Consider the following 21,937-nt stretch of genomic DNA (forward strand, 5'->3'; position numbering starts at 1 on the left):
GCATAGCTTGGTTTAGCTTGTTTAAAATAATGATTTTTTATTAAACTTGTCAGCGGCGCTAAGCTTTGTCACAAATGAAAATATTACCAATGTGAAGGGAACGAAGACACGATGTTACAGGCTGCGATTATTGGAGCGAGTGGTTATACCGGAGCGGAGTTGGCAGGCTATGTGAGTCGCCATCCGCAGTTACAACTTGCAGGCTTATTTGTCTCCGAGCGAAGTCTCGATGCGGGTAAGTCTTTATCCAGTTTACATGGTCGATTACGCGGTATTGTTGATGCACCTGTTCAGCCTCTAATGGTGGCTGATATCGCCAGTACTTTTGCCAATGTTGACATTGTGTTGTTGGCAACCGCACATGAAGTTAGTCATGATTTGGCGCCGGCCTTTTTAGCTGCTGGTTGTCAGGTATTTGATCTCTCGGGTGCTTTTCGGGTGCAAGATGCCGAGTTTTATGAAACCTACTATGGTTTTACTCACCAATATCCCGAATTACTGGATAAAGCGGTCTATGGTTTAGCTGAATGGAATGCCGAGCAGATTAAACAAACTGATTTAGTCGCGGTGGCGGGGTGTTATCCTACGGCTTCTTTAACGGCCTTAAAACCTTTGGCGGCGGCGGGTTTGATTGCTGATAATAGTAAAGCGGTAATTAACGCAACCAGTGGTGTGAGTGGCGCTGGGCGCAAAGCGTCTTTAAATAGTAGCTTCTGCGAGGTGAGCCTAAGTCCTTATGGTGTATTTAAGCATCGTCACCAACCGGAAATCGCCACGCATCTCGGTCATCCGGTGATCTTCACGCCACATCTTGGCAATTTTAAGCGCGGTATCTTAGCGACGATTAATGTCATTTTAAAACCGGGAACTACACCAGAGCAGGTGAATGAAGCTTATCAACAAGCTTATGCGGGGCAACAAATTGTGCGTTTATTAGCAGACGAATGGCCATCGATTACTAAAGTAGAATATACGCCATTTATCGATTTGGCTTGGCAACAGCAGGGCGATGATCTGATTGTGGTTTCTGCGGAAGATAACTTGTTGAAGGGGGCCGCTAGTCAGGCTATTCAGTGCCTCAATATTCGCAATGGCTTTGCCGCCACAACGGCATTAGTTTAAGGTTCTGTATGAAAACTTTAGTGATTAAATTAGGTGGTGCGGTATTGAATAATTCCCACGCCTTAGATAATTTATTTGCCGCTTTAGAGGCAGTTTCTCAGCCTATTGTTTTAGTACACGGTGGTGGCGTAGTTGTCGAAGACGTATTGGCGAAAACCGGCTTTGTCTCAGAAAAACTTGATGGTTTGCGGATTACGCCTAAAGAGCAAATCCCCTATGTGGTGGGTGCTTTAGCGGGTACTAGTAATAAATTGCTATTAGCGCGAGCACTGAAGTCTGGACTGTCAGCGGTTGGTTTGTGTTTAAGTGATGCAGGCTCTTGTCGGGTGACAGCAATGGATCCGCGTTTAGGGCATGTAGGCGAAGCCTCAGCTGCGAACCCGGCGTTACTGAACAGTTTAATTGAGCTGGGCCATGTCCCTGTGATTAGTTCGATAGGGATTGGAAGTGATGGTGAATTATATAATGTCAATGCAGATCAAGCGGCCTTAGCGGTGTGTCAATTACTTCAAGGGCAGTTGGTGTTATTGTCTGATGTTGCAGGTGTATTAGACCAAAATAAGCAGTTAATTGCTAAGCTTGACGGTCAATTGGCGCAACAGTTGATTGACGATGGGGTGATTACCGACGGCATGACGGTCAAGGTTAAAGCGGCGCTTGATGCGGCAGCCTTTTTACAAGCACCAGTTGCTTTGGCTTCTTGGAAAGATGCTGAGCAATTAGCAAGTTTGCTCGCGGGTCAATTATATAACGGTGAGTCAGTCGGGACTCAGGTACAAATTTAAGGATAGATGATGAGCGATATGAAACACCTACTGAGCTTGCAGGAGCTAAGTCAAGAGCAGATTTTAGGTCTACTCGAGTTGGCCGCAAAAATTAAAAAAACGCCGACCGATTATGCGCAAAGCCTTGCTGGAAAAAGTGTGGTCACCCTGTTTGAAAAACCTTCTTTGCGTACTCGTGTGACCTTCGATATTGGGATTAATCGCCTTGGTGGACATGCGGTTTACCTCGACCAGCAAAATGGCGCCATGGGTGAGCGTGAAAGTGTTAAAGACTTCGCTTCAAATATTACCCGTTGGGCCGATGCCATCGTAGCACGAGTATTCTCACACCAAACCTTGCAAACCTTGCGAGCTCATTCCTCGGTACCCATCGTTAACTCTTTGTGTGACCTGTACCATCCCTGCCAAGGGCTCGCCGATTTTTTAACGATTAGTGAACACTATACGGACTTGAGTAAAGTGAAGTTAGCTTACTTGGGCGATGGCAATAATGTCACTCACTCGTTGTTACTGGGTGGTGCTATTTTGGGGATGGAAGTGGCCGCGGTTTGTCCCTTGGGTTCTAGTCCCGACGCTCAAATTGTACAAACGGCACGCCAATTAGCCAAGGCTCATGGTGGTAAAATCGTGGTGACCGATAAGCTTGATGATATCAAGGGCTATGATGTGGTTTATGGCGATACTTGGGTGTCGATGGGGGATGATACGCCGTTACAGTCAGTCAAAGATCGTTTTATGGCTTATCAAATTAATCGCCAGTTAATGCAAAATTGTGGTATTAAGCATGTATTGCATTGCCAACCAGCACATCGTGAATTGGAAATCACCTCCGAGATTATGGATGGTCCTCAGTCGCTGATTTTCGATCAGGCTGAAAACCGGATGCACGCGCAAAACGCAGTCTTAGTTTCTTTATTAAATTAGTGGATTTTCAGCAATAATTGCTGGACAGAACAAGGAATACCTCAACATGACCGATATTAAAAAAGTTGTTTTAGCCTACTCTGGCGGTTTGGATACTTCAGCCATTATTCCTTGGTTGAAAGAAACCTATAATAATTGTGAGATCGTCGCTTTTTGTGCTGATGTAGGCCAAGGTGAGGAAGAACTCATCGGCTTAGAAGAAAAAGCCTTAGCCTCTGGTGCTTCTGAGTGTCACATCATTGATCTTAAAGAAGAGTTTGTTGCTGACTATATTTATCCAACGATTGCCACGGGGGCCGTGTACGAAGGAACTTATTTACTTGGTACTTCTATGGCTCGGCCAATTATTGCCAAAGCACAAGTAGAAGTCGCTCGTAAAGTTGGTGCCGATGCGGTCTGTCATGGCTGTACGGGTAAAGGCAACGACCAAATTCGTTTCGAAAGCTGTTTTGCTGCTTTAGCGCCTGATTTAACGGTGATTGCACCGTGGCGCGAATGGAGCATGGAAAGTCGTGAAGATTTGCTTGAATATCTTGCCGAAAGAAATATCGCAACCACTGCTTCAGCGACAAAAATTTATAGCCGTGATGCCAATGCCTGGCATATTTCTCACGAGGGTGGTGAGCTGGAAGACCCATGGAACGAGCCAAGCAAAGGCGTTTGGACCTTAACGGTTGATCCGATTGATGCGCCTAACCAGCCAGAGTATGTGAGTCTAAAAGTTGAACAAGGCCGAGTCGTTGCGGTCAACGATGAAGCACTTAGTCCTTACCAAGTGGTCTCGAAACTGAATGAGATTGCTGCTGCTCATGGCGTTGGTCGTATCGACATTACTGAGAACCGTACCGTGGGCATGAAGTCGCGTGGTTGTTATGAAACACCGGGTGGTACGGTGATTGTTGCTGCGCTTCGAGGTATTGAAGAGTTAGTACACGATAAAACCTCGCGCATCTGGCGTGAAACCGTCGGCCAACAAATGGCTCACTTAGTATACGATGGTCGTTGGTTCACACCTTTATGCCAGTCTGTATTGGCGGCGTCGGAGTCTTTAGCGGCAGACGTGAATGGCGAAGTGGTTGTGAAGTTGTACAAAGGGCAAGCACAAGTTGTACAAAAACGCTCGCCAAATAGTTTGTACTCGGAAGCATTTGCAACCTTTGGAGAAGATCAAGTCTACGATCAGAAGCACGCTGAAGGCTTTATTCGTTTATACTCTCTAGCTAGCCGGATCCGCGCTTTAAATAGCAAATAAGTTTGGCCGAAGTATAAGCAAGAAATACCTAGACCTCAGAGGCTAATGGCACTGAGGTCTTTGCAATAATAAATGGAGAGTAAAATGGCATTGTGGGGTGGGCGTTTTAGCCAAGCTGCAGATTCCAGATTTAAGCAGTTTAATGACTCGTTGCGTTTCGATTATCGATTGGCCGAGCAAGATATAACCGGTTCAATTGCATGGTCGAAGGCCTTGCTCAGTGTTGGTGTTCTGAATGCCGATGAGCAAGCGCGTTTGGAAGAGGCTTTACTGGAGTTAGGTAAGCAAGTCGCCGAAAACCCACAACAGATTTTGGGGAGTGATGCCGAAGATATTCACTCTTGGGTTGAAACCCAACTAATTCAACGAGTGGGTGATCTTGGTAAGAAATTGCACACTGGACGTAGCCGTAACGACCAAGTGGCCACCGATTTAAAACTTTGGTGTAAAAGCCAAGGTATTGAATTGTTGGAGCATCTCGATAAGCTGCAACAAAAGCTGGTTAAATTTGCTCGTCAACAACAGCATACTGTTTTACCTGGTTATACTCATCTGCAGCGTGCCCAACCGGTTACTTTCTCTCACTGGGCGATGGCCTATGTTGAGATGTTTGAGCGTGATTATTCGCGTCTGCAAGATGCCTTAAGTCGTTTGGATGTTTGTCCTCTGGGCTGTGGCGCTCTAGCGGGCACCGCCTATCCGATGGACCGCCAGCAAATTGCTAAAGACCTTGGTTTTCGCCGGGCAACCCGTAATAGCTTGGATTCGGTCTCAGATCGTGACCATGTGGTGGAACTGATTTCAACCGCCTCGATTAGTATGATCCACCTATCGCGGATGGCAGAAGATCTCATTTTCTATAACTCTGGCGAATCGGCTTTCTTAGATTTATCCGATCAAGTGACTTCTGGCTCATCGCTGATGCCACAGAAGAAAAATCCAGATGCCTTGGAGCTGATCCGTGGTAAAGCGGGCCGAGTATACGGTTCGCTGTCGGGCATCATGATGACCTTAAAAGCCTTGCCTTTAGCTTATAACAAAGACATGCAAGAAGATAAAGAAGGTTTATTTGATGCTTTAGACACTTGGGGTGACTGTTTAGCGATGGCTGAATTGGTGCTCGATGATATGGATGTGCACGAAGAAACCACCATTGAAGCGGCCAAAGGTGGTTACTCTAATGCCACCGAACTGGCAGATTATCTGGTTGCCAAAGGGATCCCGTTCCGTGAAGCCCACCATATTGTGGGCATTGCTGTGGTGACCGCGATTGAGAAAGGCGTGCCTTTAGAAGAGCTGAGCTTAGCCGAATTTAAAGAGCTCGCACCGGAAATTGAAAACGATGTTTATCCAAACTTGTCTCTTGAGTCCACTTTAGGCAAGCGTCAAGCTTTAGGTGGCGTGGCTCCGGAGCAGGTCGAGCATGCGCTAACTGAAGCTGAAACTCGTTTATCGAAACGCAATGTGAAAGGTCTATACGTTCGCTCTGCACGCATGACCGATTTAGATACCATCGAAGAGATGGTGAATTACTGGTCGCAAGCGGGTGAAAACCTGCCGCGCCCTCGCCCCGAGTTAGTGCAGGCAATCGGTGATTTTACGGTGAGTGAGCAAGCGGGTAAGGTGACCGGTTGTGCTTCACTTTATTTATACGACACTGGCTTAGCGGAAGTCCGCTCTTTAGGGGTGAACCCTAGTGCACAGCGCACGGGGCAGGGGCGAGCAATGGTTCAGCATCTGATGAAAAAAGCCAAGAAAATGGAAATCGAGAAGGTATTTGTATTAACTCGAGTGCCAGAATTTTTCATGAAGCTTGGCTTTAGCCCCACTTCGAAGAGCATGTTGCCAGAGAAGGTGATGAAAGATTGCGATATTTGTCCCCGTCAGCATGCTTGTGATGAAGTGGCTTTAGAGTTTATCCTTGATAACAAGACGCTGATCCATAAGCAAAATGTTGCTTAGATTGAGTCTATATTGAGTACTGCATAGAAGCCTCATCAGTTGATGGGGCTTTTTTTGGGGAAATGATTGGTGAGGTTAGCTAGCAAATTAGAGATTTTTATGGCCAAGTTGGTCAAGCGATTTGCTTGGGGGATTCACGGAAATCTACTCGTCAGCTAAACCAATGAGCAGGGTTTGAACATTCCTACTCATCCCTCTGACAACTAACTCATAGGAGTTATCAATAAGCCTGAATACCTCATGTTCTGCGTCACCACCATCAAAGTACAAACTAATCCAATGGCGCTTATTCATGTGATAACCTCGAGTAATCGAAGGATAAATATCCAATAATGCGTCAATTTGCTCGGGTTGGCACTTTAGGTTGATGCTCATCAATTCATTTTTCCATCCGACCAAGGCAAACATTTTCTTCCTTACCTTGAAGACAGGAACATCAGGTGCAAATGGCAAATCGAGCTCGGCTTCAGGCTTAGATAGCAGGTACTCTCTTAGTTCTTTGTAATCCAAGGTATCCCCCTTATATTGATAAACCAGCAAAATAACCCAAATACTGAGCGCTACATGTTATATCTAGCAGTGTATCTCAACTTGCTTCTCAAGTACTAAGAGATAAGTCTTCTTCCAAAACTACCAAATCTATAGCCGCCTGCCTAATTCAGACGCTTTAAGTAAACAAATGCAAACCAAAGTTTCTAAGATCTTACAGAGTGTAAAATACAAGGTCAGCGCTCAGGTGAGCGTTGTAATTAAATAAGTCTCGCGAGTACTTGATCGAGCAGATATGCATCACAGATGGAGATGTTTAAAGAACCATCGCGGTAAATGTTGTTGCGATAGAAGTGATATTGCTTAGGGCTTGGTTTCGACGGTTCTGAGTATGAGCCCGAGGTCTGATCGATAAGACTTAGCTCCTGATGATTTGCGGGTGAATGAACGCCAGTTAGCCACCTGTTGGCAAATTAAGCCAGACCCTTGGTTTGCATTGCGCATGTTGTCAGTTGCTTCACCCTGACAATCGGTGTGTCTCGGTAAGCGCTTAAGCTTCGTCAATGCCAGCGCTATCCATTACTGCTTTAGTACCACTCTAATTTTTTATATCCATCCGGTGTTGCCCAACATGACTAAAAATTCTGGCGCCATCGAGTACCTGAGCATAGGGCATCGGATTATCACAATGTTCTAAGACGTAGTCGGTGAGTTTTTCAATGACGATGTTGAGTAGTAACTCCTGAGTCCATGGCTTGGCTAGGTAGTAGTTCAACCCTCCACGATTAATTGCTTCAATGGTATCGTGAAGTCCCGCTTGACCGGTTAATAGTATTTTTTTTGCTGCCTCGGTATTGGCTGTGTGGTTGAGATCAATGAGAAAGTCGATGCCAAGTTCGTCGGGCATGATATGGTCGGCTAAGATCAGCGCAAGCTTGCCCCCCTGTTGTTCAAAGTCGGTAATTGCCTCGCGTGCTTCGGCGACACTTTGAGCACCATCAATCACGAAAGGTGGACTTAAAGACATGATGTCGTGTAGTACACTGTCAAGTACTTCACGTTCATCATCAACACATAAAATCAGTAGTTGCTGCATGGTGAGACTCCTTAAGTCTTAATTCGGTTTTAGTGGTAAGCTAACAATGAATCGAGTGAATTGTCCGGGTTCAGATTCAACCTCTATCCTGCCATCATGTTGTCCGACAATTTGCTGGCAAACGGTAAGGCCGATCCCTAAACCAAAATTTCCTTCACGCTTGGTGGTAAAGTTCAACTCGAAAATTCTGTCGATAAGTTCTTGCTGCACTCCATCCCCATTGTCTTCAACGGTTACTTTGATAAGGGGCGGTGAGCCTTCAATATATTGGCTTGTTATTAATAGTTTGCCATTGGTGCCCATAGCATCGAGTGCGTTGGCAATCAAATTTGTCCATACCTGTTGTAAAGCGATTGGGTAACAACGATAGATAGGCAACAGGCCATAGTTACATTCCACCTCGAAATGACGTAGCCGATTTTCCAAAATAACTAAGGTTTCAGCTAAGCCTTCATTTAAGTCGGCTAAGACGGGTTGTTCTGGATCTTGACCTGCATAGTGCTTGAGACCTTTCACTAGGCCGGAAATTCGAGATGCGCAAACTTGAATATTACGCAGAAAATTACCGATCTGATGATAGCGTTCGAGCGCACCGATTAGCTCGTTATGGCTGCAGTTGGCTCGACATTCTAAATATTGCTGGCGCGTTTCTGGGTGGTCTAAGCCAATACTCACTGCTTTACGAGCATTGATGGCATCGCCAAACAGCTTGATACAATTTTTACTCCGCTGGCGGATATCGCTGGTGGACATTGGCGTCAGTGTTAAAGCCATTTTCAATAGCCGCTGCCCAAGCATTGTTTGTGAGTGGCTTAAGTTGCCTTCCAATATTTGCGGGAGTTGAGTCGCAATCGTGTCACTCCCTCTAATGATTGCCGCGACCGGGTTGTTAAGTTCGTGGGCGACACCGGAAATTAGTTGGCCTAGTACCGCCATCTTTTCTTTTTCGATCAGCTGTTCATGGGCAGAATCTAGTGAGTCCAAGGTGTTTTGCAAGGTTAGTTTGGTTTGAATACTTTTTTGTAAGCGCCGATTAAAATGCCGCAATAATAAATTGGTGAATAGGGGGAGTAATTGATTACTAGAATCTAGCACTTTGGCAAAGGTGGGTCGGTCGAGTTTGATGACATCGGTCTGCATTGAGGTGATACCACTGGTAAAACCAGGTTCACCAGTAACGAATGACATTCCGCCGACTAAGGAACCCGCTCTCATGCGAGCAACTTCTAATACTTTTCCTTCTTGCTGCTTATTAAGTACGACTTCTCCTTTGGCAATAAACCAAAGAAATTGATTGGCTTTCCCTTCTTGGGTAAGAATATGATTGGCACTATAAGTTCGACATAGGTGATCTTCGTCATTATGTTGAAAGAAAGTATATAGGGCGCTAATTACTTTATCGGATAACTGCTCATCACTCAGCTCAGTGTAATCAAAAAACGTGGCCCGAAATTGAGCCACTTTGGCGGCTAATTGCTTGGCGAGCCATTGTTGCTGAGGGGTGATTAGCGCTGCGACAGGCCAATGTTGCTCGATAGCTTGCAGCAATGTTGTCGAATTAACTTCGGGACCTAAGATTCCGCGTGGCTGAAAACTATTGACCCATTGACATAGTTGTTTTGCATCCGGGAGCTGATTGGCATACAGCAAAATTTGAAAAGTCGATTTATGCTGAGTGATTAAGACTTCTAATTGAGCAATATGGCTGGTTTGCTCGGTCAATAAGGCTAAGTCAATGACGACTAGCCGAAGTCGCTGATCGTTGAATAAAGTTTGTAAAGCTTTAGGGTCACTTATCGTATCTAATTGAGAAAACAGCCAAGGTCTTGTCGGCGCAGCAAATACAGCGGACCAATCTTGTTTGCTTAGTACCAATAAGCGGTATTTTTCGGTCATGGTGATCCACAACTATGTTAGTAGTTAATGATTATAGCCCTGTAAAAACTATGGTTTTGCGAGCTGCTTAATGGTTCGTCATCGTGATTTGGAATAATTGTTCAGCATTTACACAAAATTTGTGGTTTCGCTTGTTTTTTTACTTTGCCTGAGTATAATGGCGCGGCTCACTAAGTTAGTGGCTGAGTTGTTCTCGAACGGCTCATGCAGATAACTCAATTAAGTTGTCTGATAACAGTGCTTCCGATTTGGAAGCAAACGTTACTCGTCGCGCGCACTACCATCCCCAAATATTGGAATTGGATGTTGTTGGTGTGTGTTAGGTTCTTTAATTTTTAATTTGGAGCTCTGTAATGCAGAACCAAAGAATTCGAATCCGCTTGAAAGCATTTGATCACCGTCTGATCGATCAATCTACTGCGGAAATCGTAGAAACTGCCAAACGCACTGGCGCTCAGGTTCGTGGTCCTATTCCACTACCTACTCGTAAAGAGCGTTACACCATTCTTGTATCACCGCACGTGAATAAAGACGCGCGTGATCAGTATGAAATTCGCACCCACAAACGTCTTGTAGACATCGTTGAGCCAACTGATAAAACAGTTGACGCTTTGATGCGCCTTGACCTTGCTGCTGGTGTAGATGTGCAAATCAGCTTGGGCTAAACCTAAGTCTGACTAATAAGAGGTTTTTACAATGATTGGTCTAATCGGTCGTAAAGTTGGAATGACTCGCATCTTCACTGAAGAAGGCGTTTCAATTCCAGTTACCGTAATCGAATGTGAGCCAAACCGCGTTACTCGTGTTATCACTGAGGAAAGCGACGGTTATCGTGCTCTGCAAGTGACCACCGGCGCTAAAAAAGCAAGTCGCGTGAACAAACCAGAAGCAGGTCAATTTGCTAAAGCTGGTGTTGATGCGGGTCGTGGCCTGTGGGAATTCCGTCTAGCTGACGGTGAAGGTGAAGAAGTTGCTGTAGGCGGTGAGCTGAAAGTTGACTTGTTCAATGAAGTTAAAAAAGTAGACGTTACTGGTACATCTAAAGGTAAAGGGTTCCAAGGCGGTGTTAAACGCTGGAACTTTGCAACTCAAGATTTTACTCACGGTAACTCTTTGAGCCACCGTGCTCCTGGTTCTATTGGTCAAAACCAAAGCCCAGGTAAAGTATTTAAGGGCAAGAAGATGGCCGGTCATATGGGTGCAGAGCGTGTTACTACGCAAAACCTAGATGTCGTACGTGTTGATGTTGAACGTAACCTAATTTTGGTAAAAGGTGCTGTACCCGGCGCTACCAATGGTGACGTGATCGTTAAACCTGCTGTTAAAGCGTAACGTTAGGAGATAGTAATGGAATTGGTATTGAAAGACGCCCAAAGCGCTCTTGAAGTTTCCGAAACTACCTTCGGACGTGACTTTAACGAAGCGTTGATTCACCAGGTAGTGACTGCATATGCTGCAGGCTCACGCCAGGGGTCTCGTGCTCAGAAAACACGTTCTGAAGTATCAGGTGGTGGTAAGAAACCATGGCGTCAGAAAGGTACAGGCCGCGCGCGTGCCGGTACAATTCGTAGCCCAATTTGGCGTAGTGGCGGAGTAACCTTCGCAGCTAAGCCTCAAGATCACAGCCAAAAAGTTAACAAGAAAATGTACCGCGGCGCAATCCGCAGCATCTTGTCTGAACTTGTTCGTCAAGAACGTTTGATTGTGGTTGAAAAATTCAGCGTTGAAGCGCCTAAAACTAAAGAATTAGTTGCTAAGTTGAAAGAATTTGACTTGAACGATGTATTAATCGTGACTGGTGAAATTGATGAAAACTTATTCTTGGCCGCACGTAACCTCTACAAAGTAGACGTTCGTGATGTAGCTGGTATTGATCCAGTTAGCTTGATTGCTTTTGATAAAGTGTTGGTAACTGCTGATGCAGTGAAACAAATTGAGGAGTGGTTAGCATGATCAGCGAAGAACGTTTGTTGAAAGTACTAGTAGCTCCACATATCTCTGAAAAGAGCACTATGTCTGCTGAAGCCGATAATACTATCGTATTCAAAGTTGTGAACACCGCAACTAAAGCAGAAATCAAAGCTGCAGTTGAAAAATTATTCGAAGTTGAAGTGACAGGCGTTACTACCTTGAACCTTAAAGGTAAAACTAAACGTCACGGAGCACGTTTCGGCCGCCGTAACGACGTGAAGAAAGCGTATGTCACCTTAGCTGAAGGTTCTGACATCGACTTCACCGGTGCCGCAGAGTAAGAGGAGTTATCTTAAATGGCTATTGTAAAATGTAAGCCTACATCTGCTGGTCGTCGCCACGTTGTTAAAGTGGTAAACACTGACCTGCACAAAGGCAAGCCTTACGCTCCTTTGTTGGAGAGTAAGTCGAAGTCTGGTGGTCGTAACAACCGCGGTGTAATTACCGTTCGTCACATCGGTGGTGGTCATAAACAACACTACCGTTTGATTGACTTCAAACGAAATGATAAAGATGGCATTCCTGCGAAAGTAGAACGTCTTGAATATGATCCAAACCGCAGTGCTCACATTGCTTTGGTATTGTACGCAGATGGTGAACGCCGTTACATTTTGGCACCTAAGGGTGTAAAAGCAGAAGCTAAACTGATGTCTGGTGTTGACGCACCGATTGAAGCTGGTAACTGTTTACCAATGCGCAACATCCCAGTAGGTTCTACTGTTCATGCAGTTGAATTGAAGCCTGGTAAAGGTGCTCAATTAGCACGTTCTGCTGGTGCTTACGCTCAAATTATTGCGCGTGATGGTGCGTATGTAACTCTACGTTTGCGTAGCGGTGAAATGCGAAAAGTATTATCTGATTGTCGTGCTACTTTAGGCGAAGTGGGTAATGGTGAGCATATGTTACGTAAACTTGGTAAAGCTGGTGCAACGCGCTGGCGTGGTGTTCGTCCTACCGTTCGCGGTGTGGTCATGAACCCAGTTGATCACCCACACGGTGGTGGTGAAGGTCGTACATCTGGTGGCCGTCATCCAGTTACTCCATGGGGTGTACCTACCAAAGGTTACAAAACTCGTAAAAATAAGAGTACGGATCAATATATCGTACGCCGTCGTTCTAAGAAATAAGGGGAATCGCCATGCCACGTTCTCTCAAGAAGGGTCCATTCATTGACCTACACTTGTTGAAGAAGGTAGAGAAAGCGGTGGAAAGCGGGGACAAGAAACCATTGAAAACTTGGTCTCGTCGCTCAATGATCATTCCACAAATGATCGGTTTGACCATCGCTGTCCATAATGGTCGTCAGCACGTTCCAGTATTTGTTACCGATGAAATGATCGGTCATAAACTGGGTGAATTCGCGCCAACTCGCACTTATCGCGGCCATGCTGCTGATAAGAAAGCGAAGAAGAAGTAGGAGTTAGATGATGGAAGCTTTAGCTAAACACCGTTTTGCTCGTGGTTCTGCGCAGAAAGCACGCCTGGTTGCAGATCAAGTACGTGGTCTACCAGTTGAAAAAGCACTTGTTACGTTGCAATTCAGCAGCAAGAAAGCAGCAGGACTTGTTAAAAAAGTTCTAGAATCTGCGATTGCTAATGCTGAGCACAACGAAGGTGCAGATATCGACGAGTTAAGAGTTGCCAAAATCTTTGTTGATGATGGTCCAACTTTAAAGCGTATTCGTCCTCGTGCTAAAGGCCGAGCCGACCGTATTATCAAGCGTACCAGCCACATCACTGTGGTTGTATCTGATAACTAGGAGATAAGCAATGGGTCAGAAAGTACATCCTAATGGTATTCGCCTAGGTATCGTAAAGCCATGGAATTCAACCTGGTATGCCGATAAAGGTGAATACGCAGACAATCTTTTTAGCGACCACAAAGTACGTCAATTCTTAACTAAAGAATTGAAAAGTGCTTCTGTTTCTCGCATTACTATTGAACGCCCTGCCAAGAGCATCCGTGTGACTATTCACACTGCTCGTCCAGGTGTTGTGATTGGTAAAAAAGGTGAAGACGTTGAAAAACTTCGCAAGAACGTCGCTAAATTAGCGGGCGTACCTGCGCAAATCAACATCTCAGAAGTTCGTAAGCCTGAGTTAGATGCGAAATTAGTAGCAGATTCTATCTCTAGTCAACTAGAACGTCGTGTTATGTTCCGTCGCGCTATGAAGCGTGCCGTGCAAAATGCAATGCGTCTAGGCGCTAAAGGTATCAAGGTTCAAGTTAGTGGTCGTTTAGGCGGAGCAGAAATTGCTCGTGCTGAATGGTATCGTGAAGGTCGTGTGCCATTGCATACACTTCGTGCTGATATTGATTACTCAACTTCAGAAGCGTTGACTACCTACGGTATCATCGGCGTTAAAGTTTGGATCTTTAAAGGTGAAGTTCTTGGCGGTATGCCAGTGGCTGCAGCTCCTGAAGCTCCTTCTAAGCCGAAGCGCGGTAACAAGCGCAACGCTAAATAGGAGAACCGGGAATGTTACAACCAAAACGAACTAAATTCCGTAAGCAATTTACAGGTCGTAACCGTGGTCTAGGCAAAGGACAAGAAGTGTCTTTTGGCGACTTCGGTTTAAAAGCGACTGGTCGTGGCCGTCTTACTGCTCGTCAAATCGAAGCAGCACGTCGTGCAATGACTCGTCACATTAAACGTCAAGGTAAAATCTGGATCCGTGTATTCCCAGACAAACCGATTACCAAAAAGCCACTCGAAGTTCGGATGGGTAAAGGTAAAGGTAACGTAGAATACTGGGTAGCCCAAATTCAGCCAGGCAAAGTCCTGTATGAAATGGACGGCGTAGCAGAAACACTTGCTCGTGAAGCTTTCGAGCTTGCCGCGCGTAAGTTACCTATTAGCACTACATTTGTAACGCGGACGGTGATGTGATGTTAGCTAACGAACTTAAAGATAAAAGTGTTGAAGAGCTTAAAGCTGAGCTACTTAACCTGCTTCGTGAGCAATTTAACTTGCGTATGCAAGCAAGTACTGGCCAATTAGCTCAAACACATTTGCTTAAAAACGTACGTCGCGATATCGCGCGTGTGAAAACTATTCTGAATCAGAAGGCAGGTGCGTAATGAGCGATATCCGTACATTGCAAGGTAAAGTAGTTAGCAACAAAATGGAGAAATCTATTATTGTTGCTATTGAACGCCAGGTTAAACACCCTATCTATGGGAAATATACCAAGCGTACTACTAAGCTACACGTTCATGATGAAGCCAATGTTGCCGCAGAAGGCGATGTAGTGAGCATCAAAGAATGTGCGCCAATCTCTAAGACTAAGTCTTGGACTTTGGTAGACGTAATAGTTAAAGCCTAAATTTAGGTCTTAAACTATAAAAAAGGCTCCTATTTGGGAGCCTTTTTACATTTAACTATATGATTAAAGCGGTAATTATTGTCTTTGCTGCATCAATAACTCATCCCTCCTCAATTTCTGGTGTTGGTTAACTGCAAGTTGTCATCCTCACCGGCACTATCTGTCACAATCTGATTTGTTGTTTAGGGTTATTCGGTTCGATTCATGGGTAAACAAAAGCTAGCCAATCTTCGGAAAGCTAAAACCGGGAGTGTGCGACCGCTGCTGGTAAGTTTATGTTGCATAAACTGCGCATTGCCGCGGTTGTAGGGGTCACGCTACTACTAACGATACTGTATTTTAAAGCAAAGCCCGAACTATACCAGGCGACTACTGGCCCGAGGAAATGCTGCTGGTTAAGCATGACCTTGCGTCGCAAGCTACGGGCTCTTTTAATACAGAGCTCGAAATTCTTCGTTCTAAGTTAATCGCTTCTCGGGTCATTGAACAATTGGATTTATTGCATTATTCAGCATTTTTACATCAAGCGATTCAACCCTGGTTTTATTGATGGGAACGACTAAGCCAAGGTCATAGTAATCAGTTGGTTAACACTGGCTTATTGACAAAAGCACAGCTATTGAAGCAATTTACACAGGGTTTAACGATCACTCCTATCGTGACCACTCAAATGGTTAAAATCAGCTTTAGCAGCTGGGATCCTCAACTAGCTCAACAAGTATCTGTGGCAGTGGCAAAAGCCTACATTGATTATCGCCATGCGGTGAGTGAAACAGCTAGCAAGCGTTCTATGGTATGGCTTATAGAGGAATGGAGCCGTGTACCAACGGCAGGGCAGGTTTTGGATCCGCCGTTGCTATTCTCTGGACGGGATCACATGGTATTGATGCGGTGTCTGGGATATATATTAGATCGCTTGAAATACGCAGAGAGCTTGAAGCGCTCGCGGCCACGCATACGGAGAAGCCCAACTTATCGATTGCGCTGTATTATCCGAACCGGTGAGTGGCCGCTAGCAAATTCTTAGCCTGCTTATTGCGGTTTTTACGGCTTTTATTATCAGTTCCCTTGTGGTTTTGTTTAAGCAAACCTTGGCTCAGGGTTTTGCGTGTCGCGAGCCATTGGAGGGAGTGCTGGATGTTGAGGTTATTGCCGAAGTACCTAAACTGAAAGGACGCAATCAGCAGTGGTTTGTGCAAGGTATTGATCCTTGGTTGAATGAGCCCTTAAGGGCATTGCCTGGGAGCTTACAGATGCGTCCCAATGGTGGACAACTGGTATTGTTTTATTCTGCTTTAGAGGGGGAAGGCAAGACGAGTTTAGTGATACAAACTGCTACTGCATGTAGTGAAGTTGAAAAAGTATTGCTGATTGATGCTGATCTACATCGAGCTTCGGCTTGTTTAAACTATTCTTTCGCTTAGCCCAGCTTAACTTATTTATTGGCCAGAACCCATTCAGTTGCACAATCTATTCATCGGGATCCACAACTTGGATTTGATGTATTAAACGCTGGTTTGATTGGGCCAGATTCCGCATCTTTACTAGCATCGAAAAAATTTAGATTACTGCTCACTGGCCTGCGTCAACATTATGATCGCGTTTTGCTTGACACCGGAGCCGTTGCAGGTGTCCGATGCGATGCTCATAGGGGGTCGGTTGATGCGATTTCTTTGGTAATTGAAGCAGAGCGAACCGATATTCAGTCGCTGAAACGAACGCTAAATAAATTTACTCAGGCTGGACTCGAACCTGCAGGAGTGACTTTAAATAAGGTTGCTACTCGGCATCGGACTGACAGCGTTTCACCCTCGCCATACCGTTGATTAAATGTAGTTTAGTTGCATCTATTGACGCTAAAACCTGATCACCAGAGAGGCTAATTTGGTCAGTTGAGGTGGAGTGTTTATAGCTTTTGTTATATGGTTGTGCCGCATTATATAGGAAGGGCCCATGCCAGCTATCCACAACACTACGCAGCCTGCTTTCAGTTACCTCGATTTTGAACGTGAAGCTTGGGCAACACTCCGCCAATCGGTTCCGCTTACCCTTAATGAAACCGATTTAGAAAACATTCGCGGGATTAATGAAGCTTTATCATTACAACAGGTATGTGATATTTATTTGCCCTTATCGCGTTTGCTCAATCTCTACGTGAAGGCCCGACAAAATCGCCGTGAAGTTCTTGCAGACTTTTTAGGCAGTGCTAAACATGTACCATACATTATTGGTGTTTCCGGCAGTGTAGCTGGAGGTAAAAGCACCACTTCAAGGATTTTGCAGGCGCTATTGCAACGTTGGCCGGAACATCCAAAGGTCGATATTGTCACGACTGATGGATTTCTTTACCCCAATGAAGAGCTAGAAGCCAAGGGCTTAATGCAACGCAAAGGATTTCCTGAAAGCTATGATAAAAAAGCACTTTTGGCTTTTGTCGCGGCCTTGAAAGCGGGACAGCCGAAGGTGAGCGCCCCGATCTATTCCCATTCATCATATAACATTGTGAAAGGTCGGCGGGTTGAGGTAGAGCAGCCTGATATCGTCATTTTGGAAGGCTTGAATGTGCTGCAATCGGCAGAAGGGCAGCCAGGACAACAGCGGCCACTATACGTATCCGATTACCTCGACTTCTCCATTTTTGTAGACGCAGAGCCTAGCCTATTGGAAGTGTGGTATGTGGACCGCTTTAAAAAATTACGCGGTAGTGCTTTCACCAACCCCGATAACTACTTTCATCATTATGCAAAATTAGATGAAACGCATGCCGCTAAGATTGCGGCACAAATTTGGACCAGTATCAACTACGTTAATTTAGTTGAAAATATTTTGCCGACTCGTGAGCGCGCCGATCTGATTTTGGAAAAGGGGCCAAATCACGAGGTAAGTCGAGTACGGTTGAGAAAATGAGTGTTGAGCAATCTTTTATTCGTAACGCTAGCCTTAAGCATTTAAATAGTTTTGGGCTTGAGCTAAAAGCAGATTACCTGTTTGAATTAGAACAGGTACAACAGTTACCAGCCTTGTTTGAATGGGTGAAGGCCAAGCAATTAAGTTGGCTGATTATTGGGAGCGGCTCAAATCTATTATTAACAGAAGACTTTAAGGGTTTAGTTATCCTTAATCGGCTGCGTGGGGTCCAAGTCGAGGATAACGCACAAGCGATTCAGTTAACTGTAGCGGCTGGGGAAGACTGGCAGCACCTTGTGCAGTGGACGATTTCGCAAGGCCTACCCGGTTTAGAAAATTTGGCCTTGATCCCAGGAACTGCTGGTGCGGCACCGGTGCAAAACATTGGTGCCTATGGTTTAGAGTTTGCCGATTGTTGTCATGCCGTGAGCTATTTTTCGTTTGACGATTTTAGTGTTCAACGGTTAACTGCTGCGGAGTGCGAGTTTGGCTATCGGGATAGTATTTTCAAACGGCGCCTAAAAAATCAGGGCTTAATTACCGAGGTAGAGTTATCGCTTGCAAAAGCATGGCGAGCCTCAATTCATTACGCTGGACTCGATCGATTAGCCCCAAGTGCCAGTGCACAGCAGGTATTTGATACCGTTTGTCAGCTTAGAAAGGCTAAGCTCCCTAATCCGACTTTACTGGGTAACGCGGGGAGTTTTTTCAAGAACCCAGTCATTGCTCAGGAGCAAGTCGATAGTTTAGTGAACCAGTACCCTAAATTAGTACATTATCCAGCCGCCGGCGGGCAGAGAAAGTTGGCAGCTGGTTGGTTAATCGACCATTTAGGCTTGAAAGGCTATCGTATTGGAGACGCAGCGGTGCATCAAGAGCAAGCATTAGTATTAGTCAACCACGGGCATGCTAGTGCTGCGCAATTATTGAGCTTATGCCAATACATTCGAAACCAAGTTTGGCAGGCATTTGGCATTGTGCTTGAGCCGGAAGTGCGGTTTATTGGGGCCGATGGCGAAGTGGCACCGGATTCGGTGTTGGGGCGACCCAATGAATGAAGATAAGGCCTATCGCCTCATTCAATACTTAGCAAATGGTGAGTTTTGCTCAGGTGAGCGCTTAGCGCAACTGTTGGCCGTATCAAGAACCACCGTAGCGACTTATGTTAAACAATTTGGTCAGCTGGGTTTGGATATCTTTAGCGTGAAAGGTAAAGGCTATCGTTTAGTTCAGCCCTTATCTTTACTTGATATCGACCGTCTGCAAGCCGAGCTTTCCGCTCATTCACCTAAATTACTACATCAAGTGGATTCAACCAATGCCTGGTTGAATCGCCATCAGGCTGAGCTGAGCCATGGTCAGTTAGTGATGACCGAATATCAAAGTGCAGGACGCGGGCGTCGCGGCCGGGCCTGGCAAACCCCTTATGCGGGACAGCTTTGTATGTCTTTATTGTGGTGCTTGCAAGATGGTATTGAAGCCGCAATGGGGCTGAGCCTTGCCGTTGGTTTAGCTATCGTCGAGGCGTTAGAAGCAGAGGGTTATCGAGATCTCGGCTTAAAATGGCCGAATGACATCTATCTTGGTTCGGCAAAATTGGGTGGCGTGCTTATTGAAATGCAAGGGCAGGCGAATAGCACGGTGAATCTAGTGATTGGTTTGGGGGTCAATGTCCGCGTTACGGAGTCGAAGGGGCTGTTGATAGACCAAGCTTTTGCGCAACTCGAAGTCGCGGGCGAACCGACGGTTGATCGAACTGCGTTAACGATTGCTATCGTCCACTCGCTCAATCAGATGTTTGACATATTTAAAGAGCAGGGTTTTGTTGCCTTGCAACAACGTTGGAATCGCTACGATATTTTTCGTGATAAAAATGTAACGTTGCACTTTTCCGAACACAAACAAGTCTCTGGGATAGCAAAAGGCGTTGACCGACAAGGTCAATTATTAGTTGAACAAGAGAGTGGTTTACAAGCCTATATGGCCGGAGAAGTGTCACTTCGTGGCCAATAAATGAGCCTAATGGCTGATTTTTGCGCGTTTGCACCTTTCCTGCAGTTTTTTTTGTATTTGCTTGTTGCATTTAATAAAGGCATTACATAGAATGCGCAGCACTTAAGCGATGCCGATTTAGCTCAGTTGGTAGAGCAACTGACTTGTAATCAGTAGGTCGCCAGTTCGACTCCGGCAATCGGCACCATCTCTTAAGTAGGCTTCACCTTGTATTTATAGGTGATTGTGTGGGGGGGTTCCCGAGTGGCCAAAGGGAGCAGATTGTAAATCTGCCGCGAAAGCTTCGATGGTTCGAATCCGTCCCCCCCCACCATTATTTTTGGTAGTAGGTCGTCTTCCAAAAGGTTTGATGCGGGCATCGTATAATGGCTATTACCTCAGCCTTCCAAGCTGATGATGCGGGTTCGATTCCCGCTGCCCGCTCCAATGCTGATATAGCTCAGTTGGTAGAGCGCACCCTTGGTAAGGGTGAGGTCGGCAGTTCGAATCTGCCTATCAGCACCACTCCTTTTCAAGTCTCCCTATTACTTTTTACCGTTCGGTAAACGCAAACCAATGGTGCTTTGGTGCCAATGACCTTTATCCAGAGGGACTATTATGTCTAAAGAAAAATTTGAACGTAATAAACCGCATGTAAACGTTGGTACTATTGGCCACGTTGACCACGGTAAAACAACTTTAACAGCGGCTATTACTAACGTATTGGCAAAAGTATACGGCGGTGAAGCAAAAGATTTCGCAGCAATCGATAACGCTCCAGAAGAGCGCGAGCGTGGTATTACAATCTCAACGTCACACGTTGAATACGATACACCGACTCGTCACTATGCACACGTTGACTGTCCTGGACACGCCGACTATGTGAAAAACATGATTACTGGTGCTGCACAAATGGACGGCGCTATCTTAGTAGTTGCTTCTACCGATGGCCCAATGCCACAAACGCGTGAGCACATTCTGCTTTCTCGTCAGGTAGGTGTACCTTACATCATCGTGTTCATGAACAAATGTGACATGGTAGATGATGAAGAGCTTCTAGAATTAGTAGAAATGGAAGTTCGTGAACTTCTATCAGAATACGAATTCCCTGGTGATGACTTACCAGTGATTCAAGGTTCAGCTTTGAAAGCCCTAGAAGGCGAAGAAGCATGGGAAGCAAAAATCATTGAGCTTGCAGAAGCTTTAGATTCTTACATTCCAGAGCCAGAGCGTGACATCGACAAGCCATTCCTACTACCAATTGAAGATGTATTCTCAATTTCAGGTCGTGGTACCGTGGTAACCGGTCGTGTTGAGCGTGGTATCATCAAAGTTTCAGAAGAAATTGAAATTGTTGGTATCAAAGAAACCACCAAAACAACTTGTACTGGTGTTGAAATGTTCCGCAAATTGCTTGACGAAGGTCGTGCAGGTGAGAACTGTGGTATTTTGTTACGTGGTACCAAGCGTGATGACGTCCAACGTGGTCAAGTATTGGCGAAACCAGGTTCAATTACTCCACACACCAAGTTCGAAGCTGAAGTATACGTACTAAGCAAAGATGAAGGTGGTCGTCACACACCATTCTTCAAAGGTTACCGTCCACAGTTTTACTTCCGTACAACTGACGTAACTGGTGCGGTAGAGCTTCCAGAAGGCGTAGAAATGGTTATGCCTGGCGACAACTTGAAATTTGTTGTTGAGCTAATCTGCCCAATCGCGATGGACGAAGGTTTACGCTTCGCAATCCGTGAAGGTGGCCGTACAGTAGGTGCGGGTGTTGTAGCTAAAATCTTCGAATAAGAAGTTAGCACAAGCAAGAAAGGTCGCTTAGGCGGCCTTTTTTATTGCCTCAAGAAAAGTAAGCGTGATTATTCTGCTTGTTAGAATAGCTCCAAGTTGATTGTGCGCACGCCAAGGCGTTTCAGCGTACCTCGCTTAGGGTGTCGTCCTGAGACAGCGGAGCAGCTGCAGGTCACTAATACCAAGCTAACTCATCATCGGTTAATTTTTGCTCGCTAAATCACCACTAACAGCTTGATTTATCTCGTATTAGAGCCACGAGTGACTGTGCTCCATGGCTGCTTATCGGCAGATTTATTCTGCGCAATAAGTTGATCCCAGATTGGTAGAAGTCGGTTCGGTAAATGCCGCTAAGCAGGCGCGGAAGAGTTTATCCGGAAAAATTGGCTGAAGCGGGTGTTGACTATTCTT

General features: G+C 45.5%; 24 protein-coding genes and 4 tRNA genes. 25 read left to right on the forward strand and 3 right to left on the reverse strand.

What is annotated here, in order from left to right; genetic code table 11:
• Positions 1-111: 111 nt before the first annotated feature.
• The 5 genes from argC to argH all read left to right on the forward strand — a co-directional run bounded on the left by argC (position 112) and on the right by argH (position 6,045).
• Positions 112-1,122: an N-acetyl-gamma-glutamyl-phosphate reductase gene (gene argC, locus ACRRSW_RS02300; protein ID WP_432460772.1), complete on the forward strand. Its 1,011-nt coding sequence runs from the start codon at positions 112-114 to the stop codon at positions 1,120-1,122.
• 8 nt (positions 1,123-1,130) lie between these two features.
• Positions 1,131-1,907 carry an acetylglutamate kinase gene (gene argB, locus ACRRSW_RS02305; protein ID WP_432454768.1) on the forward strand — a complete coding sequence of 259 codons (777 nt, stop codon included), beginning with the start codon at positions 1,131-1,133 and terminating at the stop codon, positions 1,905-1,907.
• A gap of 18 nt (positions 1,908-1,925) precedes the next feature.
• Positions 1,926-2,831, forward strand: a complete 906-nt coding sequence (locus tag ACRRSW_RS02310) for an ornithine carbamoyltransferase (RefSeq protein ID WP_432456111.1) — start codon at positions 1,926-1,928, stop codon at positions 2,829-2,831.
• Between the two features lie 46 nt (positions 2,832-2,877).
• Positions 2,878-4,083 (forward strand): argininosuccinate synthase, encoded by a 1,206-nt coding sequence (locus tag ACRRSW_RS02315; RefSeq protein WP_432454767.1) that lies wholly within the window; start codon positions 2,878-2,880, stop codon positions 4,081-4,083.
• Between the two features lie 84 nt (positions 4,084-4,167).
• Positions 4,168-6,045 (forward strand): argininosuccinate lyase, encoded by a 1,878-nt coding sequence (gene argH, locus ACRRSW_RS02320; RefSeq protein WP_432454766.1) that lies wholly within the window; start codon positions 4,168-4,170, stop codon positions 6,043-6,045.
• A gap of 144 nt (positions 6,046-6,189) precedes the next feature.
• Here the strand turns inward: argH and ACRRSW_RS02325 are convergent, their stop codons facing one another.
• From ACRRSW_RS02325 to ACRRSW_RS02335, 3 genes are all read right to left on the reverse strand, one after another.
• Positions 6,190-6,555 carry an MmcQ/YjbR family DNA-binding protein gene (locus ACRRSW_RS02325; RefSeq protein ID WP_432454765.1) on the reverse strand — a complete coding sequence of 122 codons (366 nt, stop codon included), beginning with the start codon at positions 6,553-6,555 and terminating at the stop codon, positions 6,190-6,192.
• A 577-nt stretch (positions 6,556-7,132) separates the two neighbouring features.
• Positions 7,133-7,630, reverse strand: coding sequence for a response regulator (locus ACRRSW_RS02330; protein ID WP_432454764.1), 498 nt, complete (start codon positions 7,628-7,630; stop codon positions 7,133-7,135).
• Between the two features lie 18 nt (positions 7,631-7,648).
• On the reverse strand, positions 7,649-9,526 hold the full coding sequence (locus tag ACRRSW_RS02335) for an ATP-binding protein (protein ID WP_432460773.1): 1,878 nt from the start codon (positions 9,524-9,526) through the stop codon (positions 7,649-7,651).
• Positions 9,527-9,879: 353 nt separating this feature from the next.
• Here ACRRSW_RS02335 and rpsJ point away from each other — a divergent pair, with 353 nt between their 5' ends.
• From rpsJ to tuf, 20 genes are all read left to right on the forward strand, one after another.
• Positions 9,880-10,191, forward strand: a complete 312-nt coding sequence (gene rpsJ, locus ACRRSW_RS02340) for a 30S ribosomal protein S10 (protein WP_137674375.1) — start codon at positions 9,880-9,882, stop codon at positions 10,189-10,191.
• Positions 10,192-10,222: 31 nt separating this feature from the next.
• Positions 10,223-10,858 carry a 50S ribosomal protein L3 gene (gene rplC / locus ACRRSW_RS02345; RefSeq protein ID WP_432454762.1) on the forward strand — a complete coding sequence of 212 codons (636 nt, stop codon included), beginning with the start codon at positions 10,223-10,225 and terminating at the stop codon, positions 10,856-10,858.
• A gap of 15 nt (positions 10,859-10,873) precedes the next feature.
• Complete coding sequence (gene rplD / locus ACRRSW_RS02350) at positions 10,874-11,479, forward strand: 50S ribosomal protein L4 (RefSeq protein WP_432454761.1); 606 nt, start codon at positions 10,874-10,876, stop codon at positions 11,477-11,479.
• On the forward strand, positions 11,476-11,778 hold the full coding sequence (rplW, locus tag ACRRSW_RS02355; RefSeq protein WP_432454760.1) for a 50S ribosomal protein L23: 303 nt from the start codon (positions 11,476-11,478) through the stop codon (positions 11,776-11,778). Before rplD ends, rplW begins: the two co-directional genes overlap by 4 nt.
• A gap of 15 nt (positions 11,779-11,793) precedes the next feature.
• Positions 11,794-12,624, forward strand: coding sequence for a 50S ribosomal protein L2 (gene rplB, locus ACRRSW_RS02360; protein WP_432454759.1), 831 nt, complete (start codon positions 11,794-11,796; stop codon positions 12,622-12,624).
• A gap of 11 nt (positions 12,625-12,635) precedes the next feature.
• Positions 12,636-12,914 carry a 30S ribosomal protein S19 gene (gene rpsS, locus ACRRSW_RS02365; protein WP_026959667.1) on the forward strand — a complete coding sequence of 93 codons (279 nt, stop codon included), beginning with the start codon at positions 12,636-12,638 and terminating at the stop codon, positions 12,912-12,914.
• Positions 12,915-12,924: 10 nt separating this feature from the next.
• A complete protein-coding gene (rplV, locus tag ACRRSW_RS02370; RefSeq protein ID WP_432456110.1) occupies positions 12,925-13,257 on the forward strand; it encodes a 50S ribosomal protein L22 in 333 nt (110 codons plus the stop codon).
• A 10-nt stretch (positions 13,258-13,267) separates the two neighbouring features.
• Positions 13,268-13,966, forward strand: coding sequence for a 30S ribosomal protein S3 (gene rpsC / locus ACRRSW_RS02375; RefSeq protein ID WP_329775581.1), 699 nt, complete (start codon positions 13,268-13,270; stop codon positions 13,964-13,966).
• An 11-nt stretch (positions 13,967-13,977) separates the two neighbouring features.
• Positions 13,978-14,388, forward strand: coding sequence for a 50S ribosomal protein L16 (gene rplP / locus ACRRSW_RS02380; protein ID WP_248714044.1), 411 nt, complete (start codon positions 13,978-13,980; stop codon positions 14,386-14,388).
• Positions 14,388-14,579, forward strand: coding sequence for a 50S ribosomal protein L29 (gene rpmC, locus ACRRSW_RS02385; protein WP_163134083.1), 192 nt, complete (start codon positions 14,388-14,390; stop codon positions 14,577-14,579). Before rplP ends, rpmC begins: the two co-directional genes overlap by 1 nt.
• Positions 14,579-14,824, forward strand: coding sequence for a 30S ribosomal protein S17 (gene rpsQ / locus ACRRSW_RS02390; RefSeq protein WP_432454757.1), 246 nt, complete (start codon positions 14,579-14,581; stop codon positions 14,822-14,824). The genes rpmC and rpsQ overlap by 1 nt, the downstream gene beginning before the upstream one ends.
• A 1,130-nt stretch (positions 14,825-15,954) precedes the next feature.
• Positions 15,955-16,248, forward strand: a complete 294-nt coding sequence (locus tag ACRRSW_RS02395) for a hypothetical protein (protein WP_432460774.1) — start codon at positions 15,955-15,957, stop codon at positions 16,246-16,248.
• Between the two features lie 529 nt (positions 16,249-16,777).
• Positions 16,778-17,731 carry a type I pantothenate kinase gene (gene coaA, locus ACRRSW_RS02400; RefSeq protein WP_432454754.1) on the forward strand — a complete coding sequence of 318 codons (954 nt, stop codon included), beginning with the start codon at positions 16,778-16,780 and terminating at the stop codon, positions 17,729-17,731.
• Positions 17,728-18,789: a UDP-N-acetylmuramate dehydrogenase gene (gene murB / locus ACRRSW_RS02405; RefSeq protein ID WP_432460775.1), complete on the forward strand. Its 1,062-nt coding sequence runs from the start codon at positions 17,728-17,730 to the stop codon at positions 18,787-18,789. Before coaA ends, murB begins: the two co-directional genes overlap by 4 nt.
• Entirely contained in the window at positions 18,782-19,744 is a 963-nt protein-coding gene (gene birA / locus ACRRSW_RS02410) for a bifunctional biotin--[acetyl-CoA-carboxylase] ligase/biotin operon repressor BirA (protein WP_432460776.1), read from the forward strand. Before murB ends, birA begins: the two co-directional genes overlap by 8 nt.
• A 111-nt stretch (positions 19,745-19,855) precedes the next feature.
• Positions 19,856-19,931: transfer RNA gene (locus ACRRSW_RS02415), tRNA-Thr, on the forward strand.
• A gap of 42 nt (positions 19,932-19,973) precedes the next feature.
• Positions 19,974-20,057, forward strand: a tRNA-Tyr gene (locus tag ACRRSW_RS02420).
• A 38-nt stretch (positions 20,058-20,095) separates the two neighbouring features.
• Positions 20,096-20,170: transfer RNA gene (locus ACRRSW_RS02425), tRNA-Gly, on the forward strand.
• Positions 20,171-20,172: 2 nt separating this feature from the next.
• A tRNA-Thr gene (locus ACRRSW_RS02430) sits at positions 20,173-20,248 on the forward strand.
• Between the two features lie 93 nt (positions 20,249-20,341).
• Positions 20,342-21,526 carry an elongation factor Tu gene (gene tuf, locus ACRRSW_RS02435; protein ID WP_432454751.1) on the forward strand — a complete coding sequence of 395 codons (1,185 nt, stop codon included), beginning with the start codon at positions 20,342-20,344 and terminating at the stop codon, positions 21,524-21,526.
• The last annotated feature ends 411 nt before the right edge of the window (positions 21,527-21,937 follow it).

The organism is Agarivorans sp. QJM3NY_25, from assembly GCF_050870875.2.
Classification (GTDB): Bacteria; Pseudomonadota; Gammaproteobacteria; order Enterobacterales; family Celerinatantimonadaceae; genus Agarivorans.

Bases quoted from the DNA above. Each gene is read 5' to 3' on its own strand.
- argC (WP_432460772.1), top strand. From the start codon at position 112: ATGTTACAGGCTGCGATTATTGGAGCGAGTGGTTATACCGGAGCGGAG.
- argB (WP_432454768.1), top strand. From the start codon at position 1,131: ATGAAAACTTTAGTGATTAAATTAGGTGGTGCGGTATTGAATAATTCC.
- ACRRSW_RS02310 (WP_432456111.1), top strand. From the start codon at position 1,926: ATGAAACACCTACTGAGCTTGCAGGAGCTAAGTCAAGAGCAGATTTTA.
- ACRRSW_RS02315 (WP_432454767.1), top strand. From the start codon at position 2,878: ATGACCGATATTAAAAAAGTTGTTTTAGCCTACTCTGGCGGTTTGGAT.
- argH (WP_432454766.1), top strand. From the start codon at position 4,168: ATGGCATTGTGGGGTGGGCGTTTTAGCCAAGCTGCAGATTCCAGATTT.
- ACRRSW_RS02330 (WP_432454764.1), bottom strand. From the start codon at position 7,630: ATGCAGCAACTACTGATTTTATGTGTTGATGATGAACGTGAAGTACTT.
- ACRRSW_RS02335 (WP_432460773.1), bottom strand. From the start codon at position 9,526: ATGACCGAAAAATACCGCTTATTGGTACTAAGCAAACAAGATTGGTCC.
- rpsJ (WP_137674375.1), top strand. From the start codon at position 9,880: ATGCAGAACCAAAGAATTCGAATCCGCTTGAAAGCATTTGATCACCGT.
- rplC (WP_432454762.1), top strand. From the start codon at position 10,223: ATGATTGGTCTAATCGGTCGTAAAGTTGGAATGACTCGCATCTTCACT.
- rplD (WP_432454761.1), top strand. From the start codon at position 10,874: ATGGAATTGGTATTGAAAGACGCCCAAAGCGCTCTTGAAGTTTCCGAA.
- rplW (WP_432454760.1), top strand. From the start codon at position 11,476: ATGATCAGCGAAGAACGTTTGTTGAAAGTACTAGTAGCTCCACATATC.
- rplB (WP_432454759.1), top strand. From the start codon at position 11,794: ATGGCTATTGTAAAATGTAAGCCTACATCTGCTGGTCGTCGCCACGTT.
- rpsS (WP_026959667.1), top strand. From the start codon at position 12,636: ATGCCACGTTCTCTCAAGAAGGGTCCATTCATTGACCTACACTTGTTG.
- rplV (WP_432456110.1), top strand. From the start codon at position 12,925: ATGGAAGCTTTAGCTAAACACCGTTTTGCTCGTGGTTCTGCGCAGAAA.
- rpsC (WP_329775581.1), top strand. From the start codon at position 13,268: ATGGGTCAGAAAGTACATCCTAATGGTATTCGCCTAGGTATCGTAAAG.
- rplP (WP_248714044.1), top strand. From the start codon at position 13,978: ATGTTACAACCAAAACGAACTAAATTCCGTAAGCAATTTACAGGTCGT.
- rpmC (WP_163134083.1), top strand. From the start codon at position 14,388: ATGTTAGCTAACGAACTTAAAGATAAAAGTGTTGAAGAGCTTAAAGCT.
- rpsQ (WP_432454757.1), top strand. From the start codon at position 14,579: ATGAGCGATATCCGTACATTGCAAGGTAAAGTAGTTAGCAACAAAATG.
- coaA (WP_432454754.1), top strand. From the start codon at position 16,778: ATGCCAGCTATCCACAACACTACGCAGCCTGCTTTCAGTTACCTCGAT.
- murB (WP_432460775.1), top strand. From the start codon at position 17,728: ATGAGTGTTGAGCAATCTTTTATTCGTAACGCTAGCCTTAAGCATTTA.
- birA (WP_432460776.1), top strand. From the start codon at position 18,782: ATGAATGAAGATAAGGCCTATCGCCTCATTCAATACTTAGCAAATGGT.
- tuf (WP_432454751.1), top strand. From the start codon at position 20,342: ATGTCTAAAGAAAAATTTGAACGTAATAAACCGCATGTAAACGTTGGT.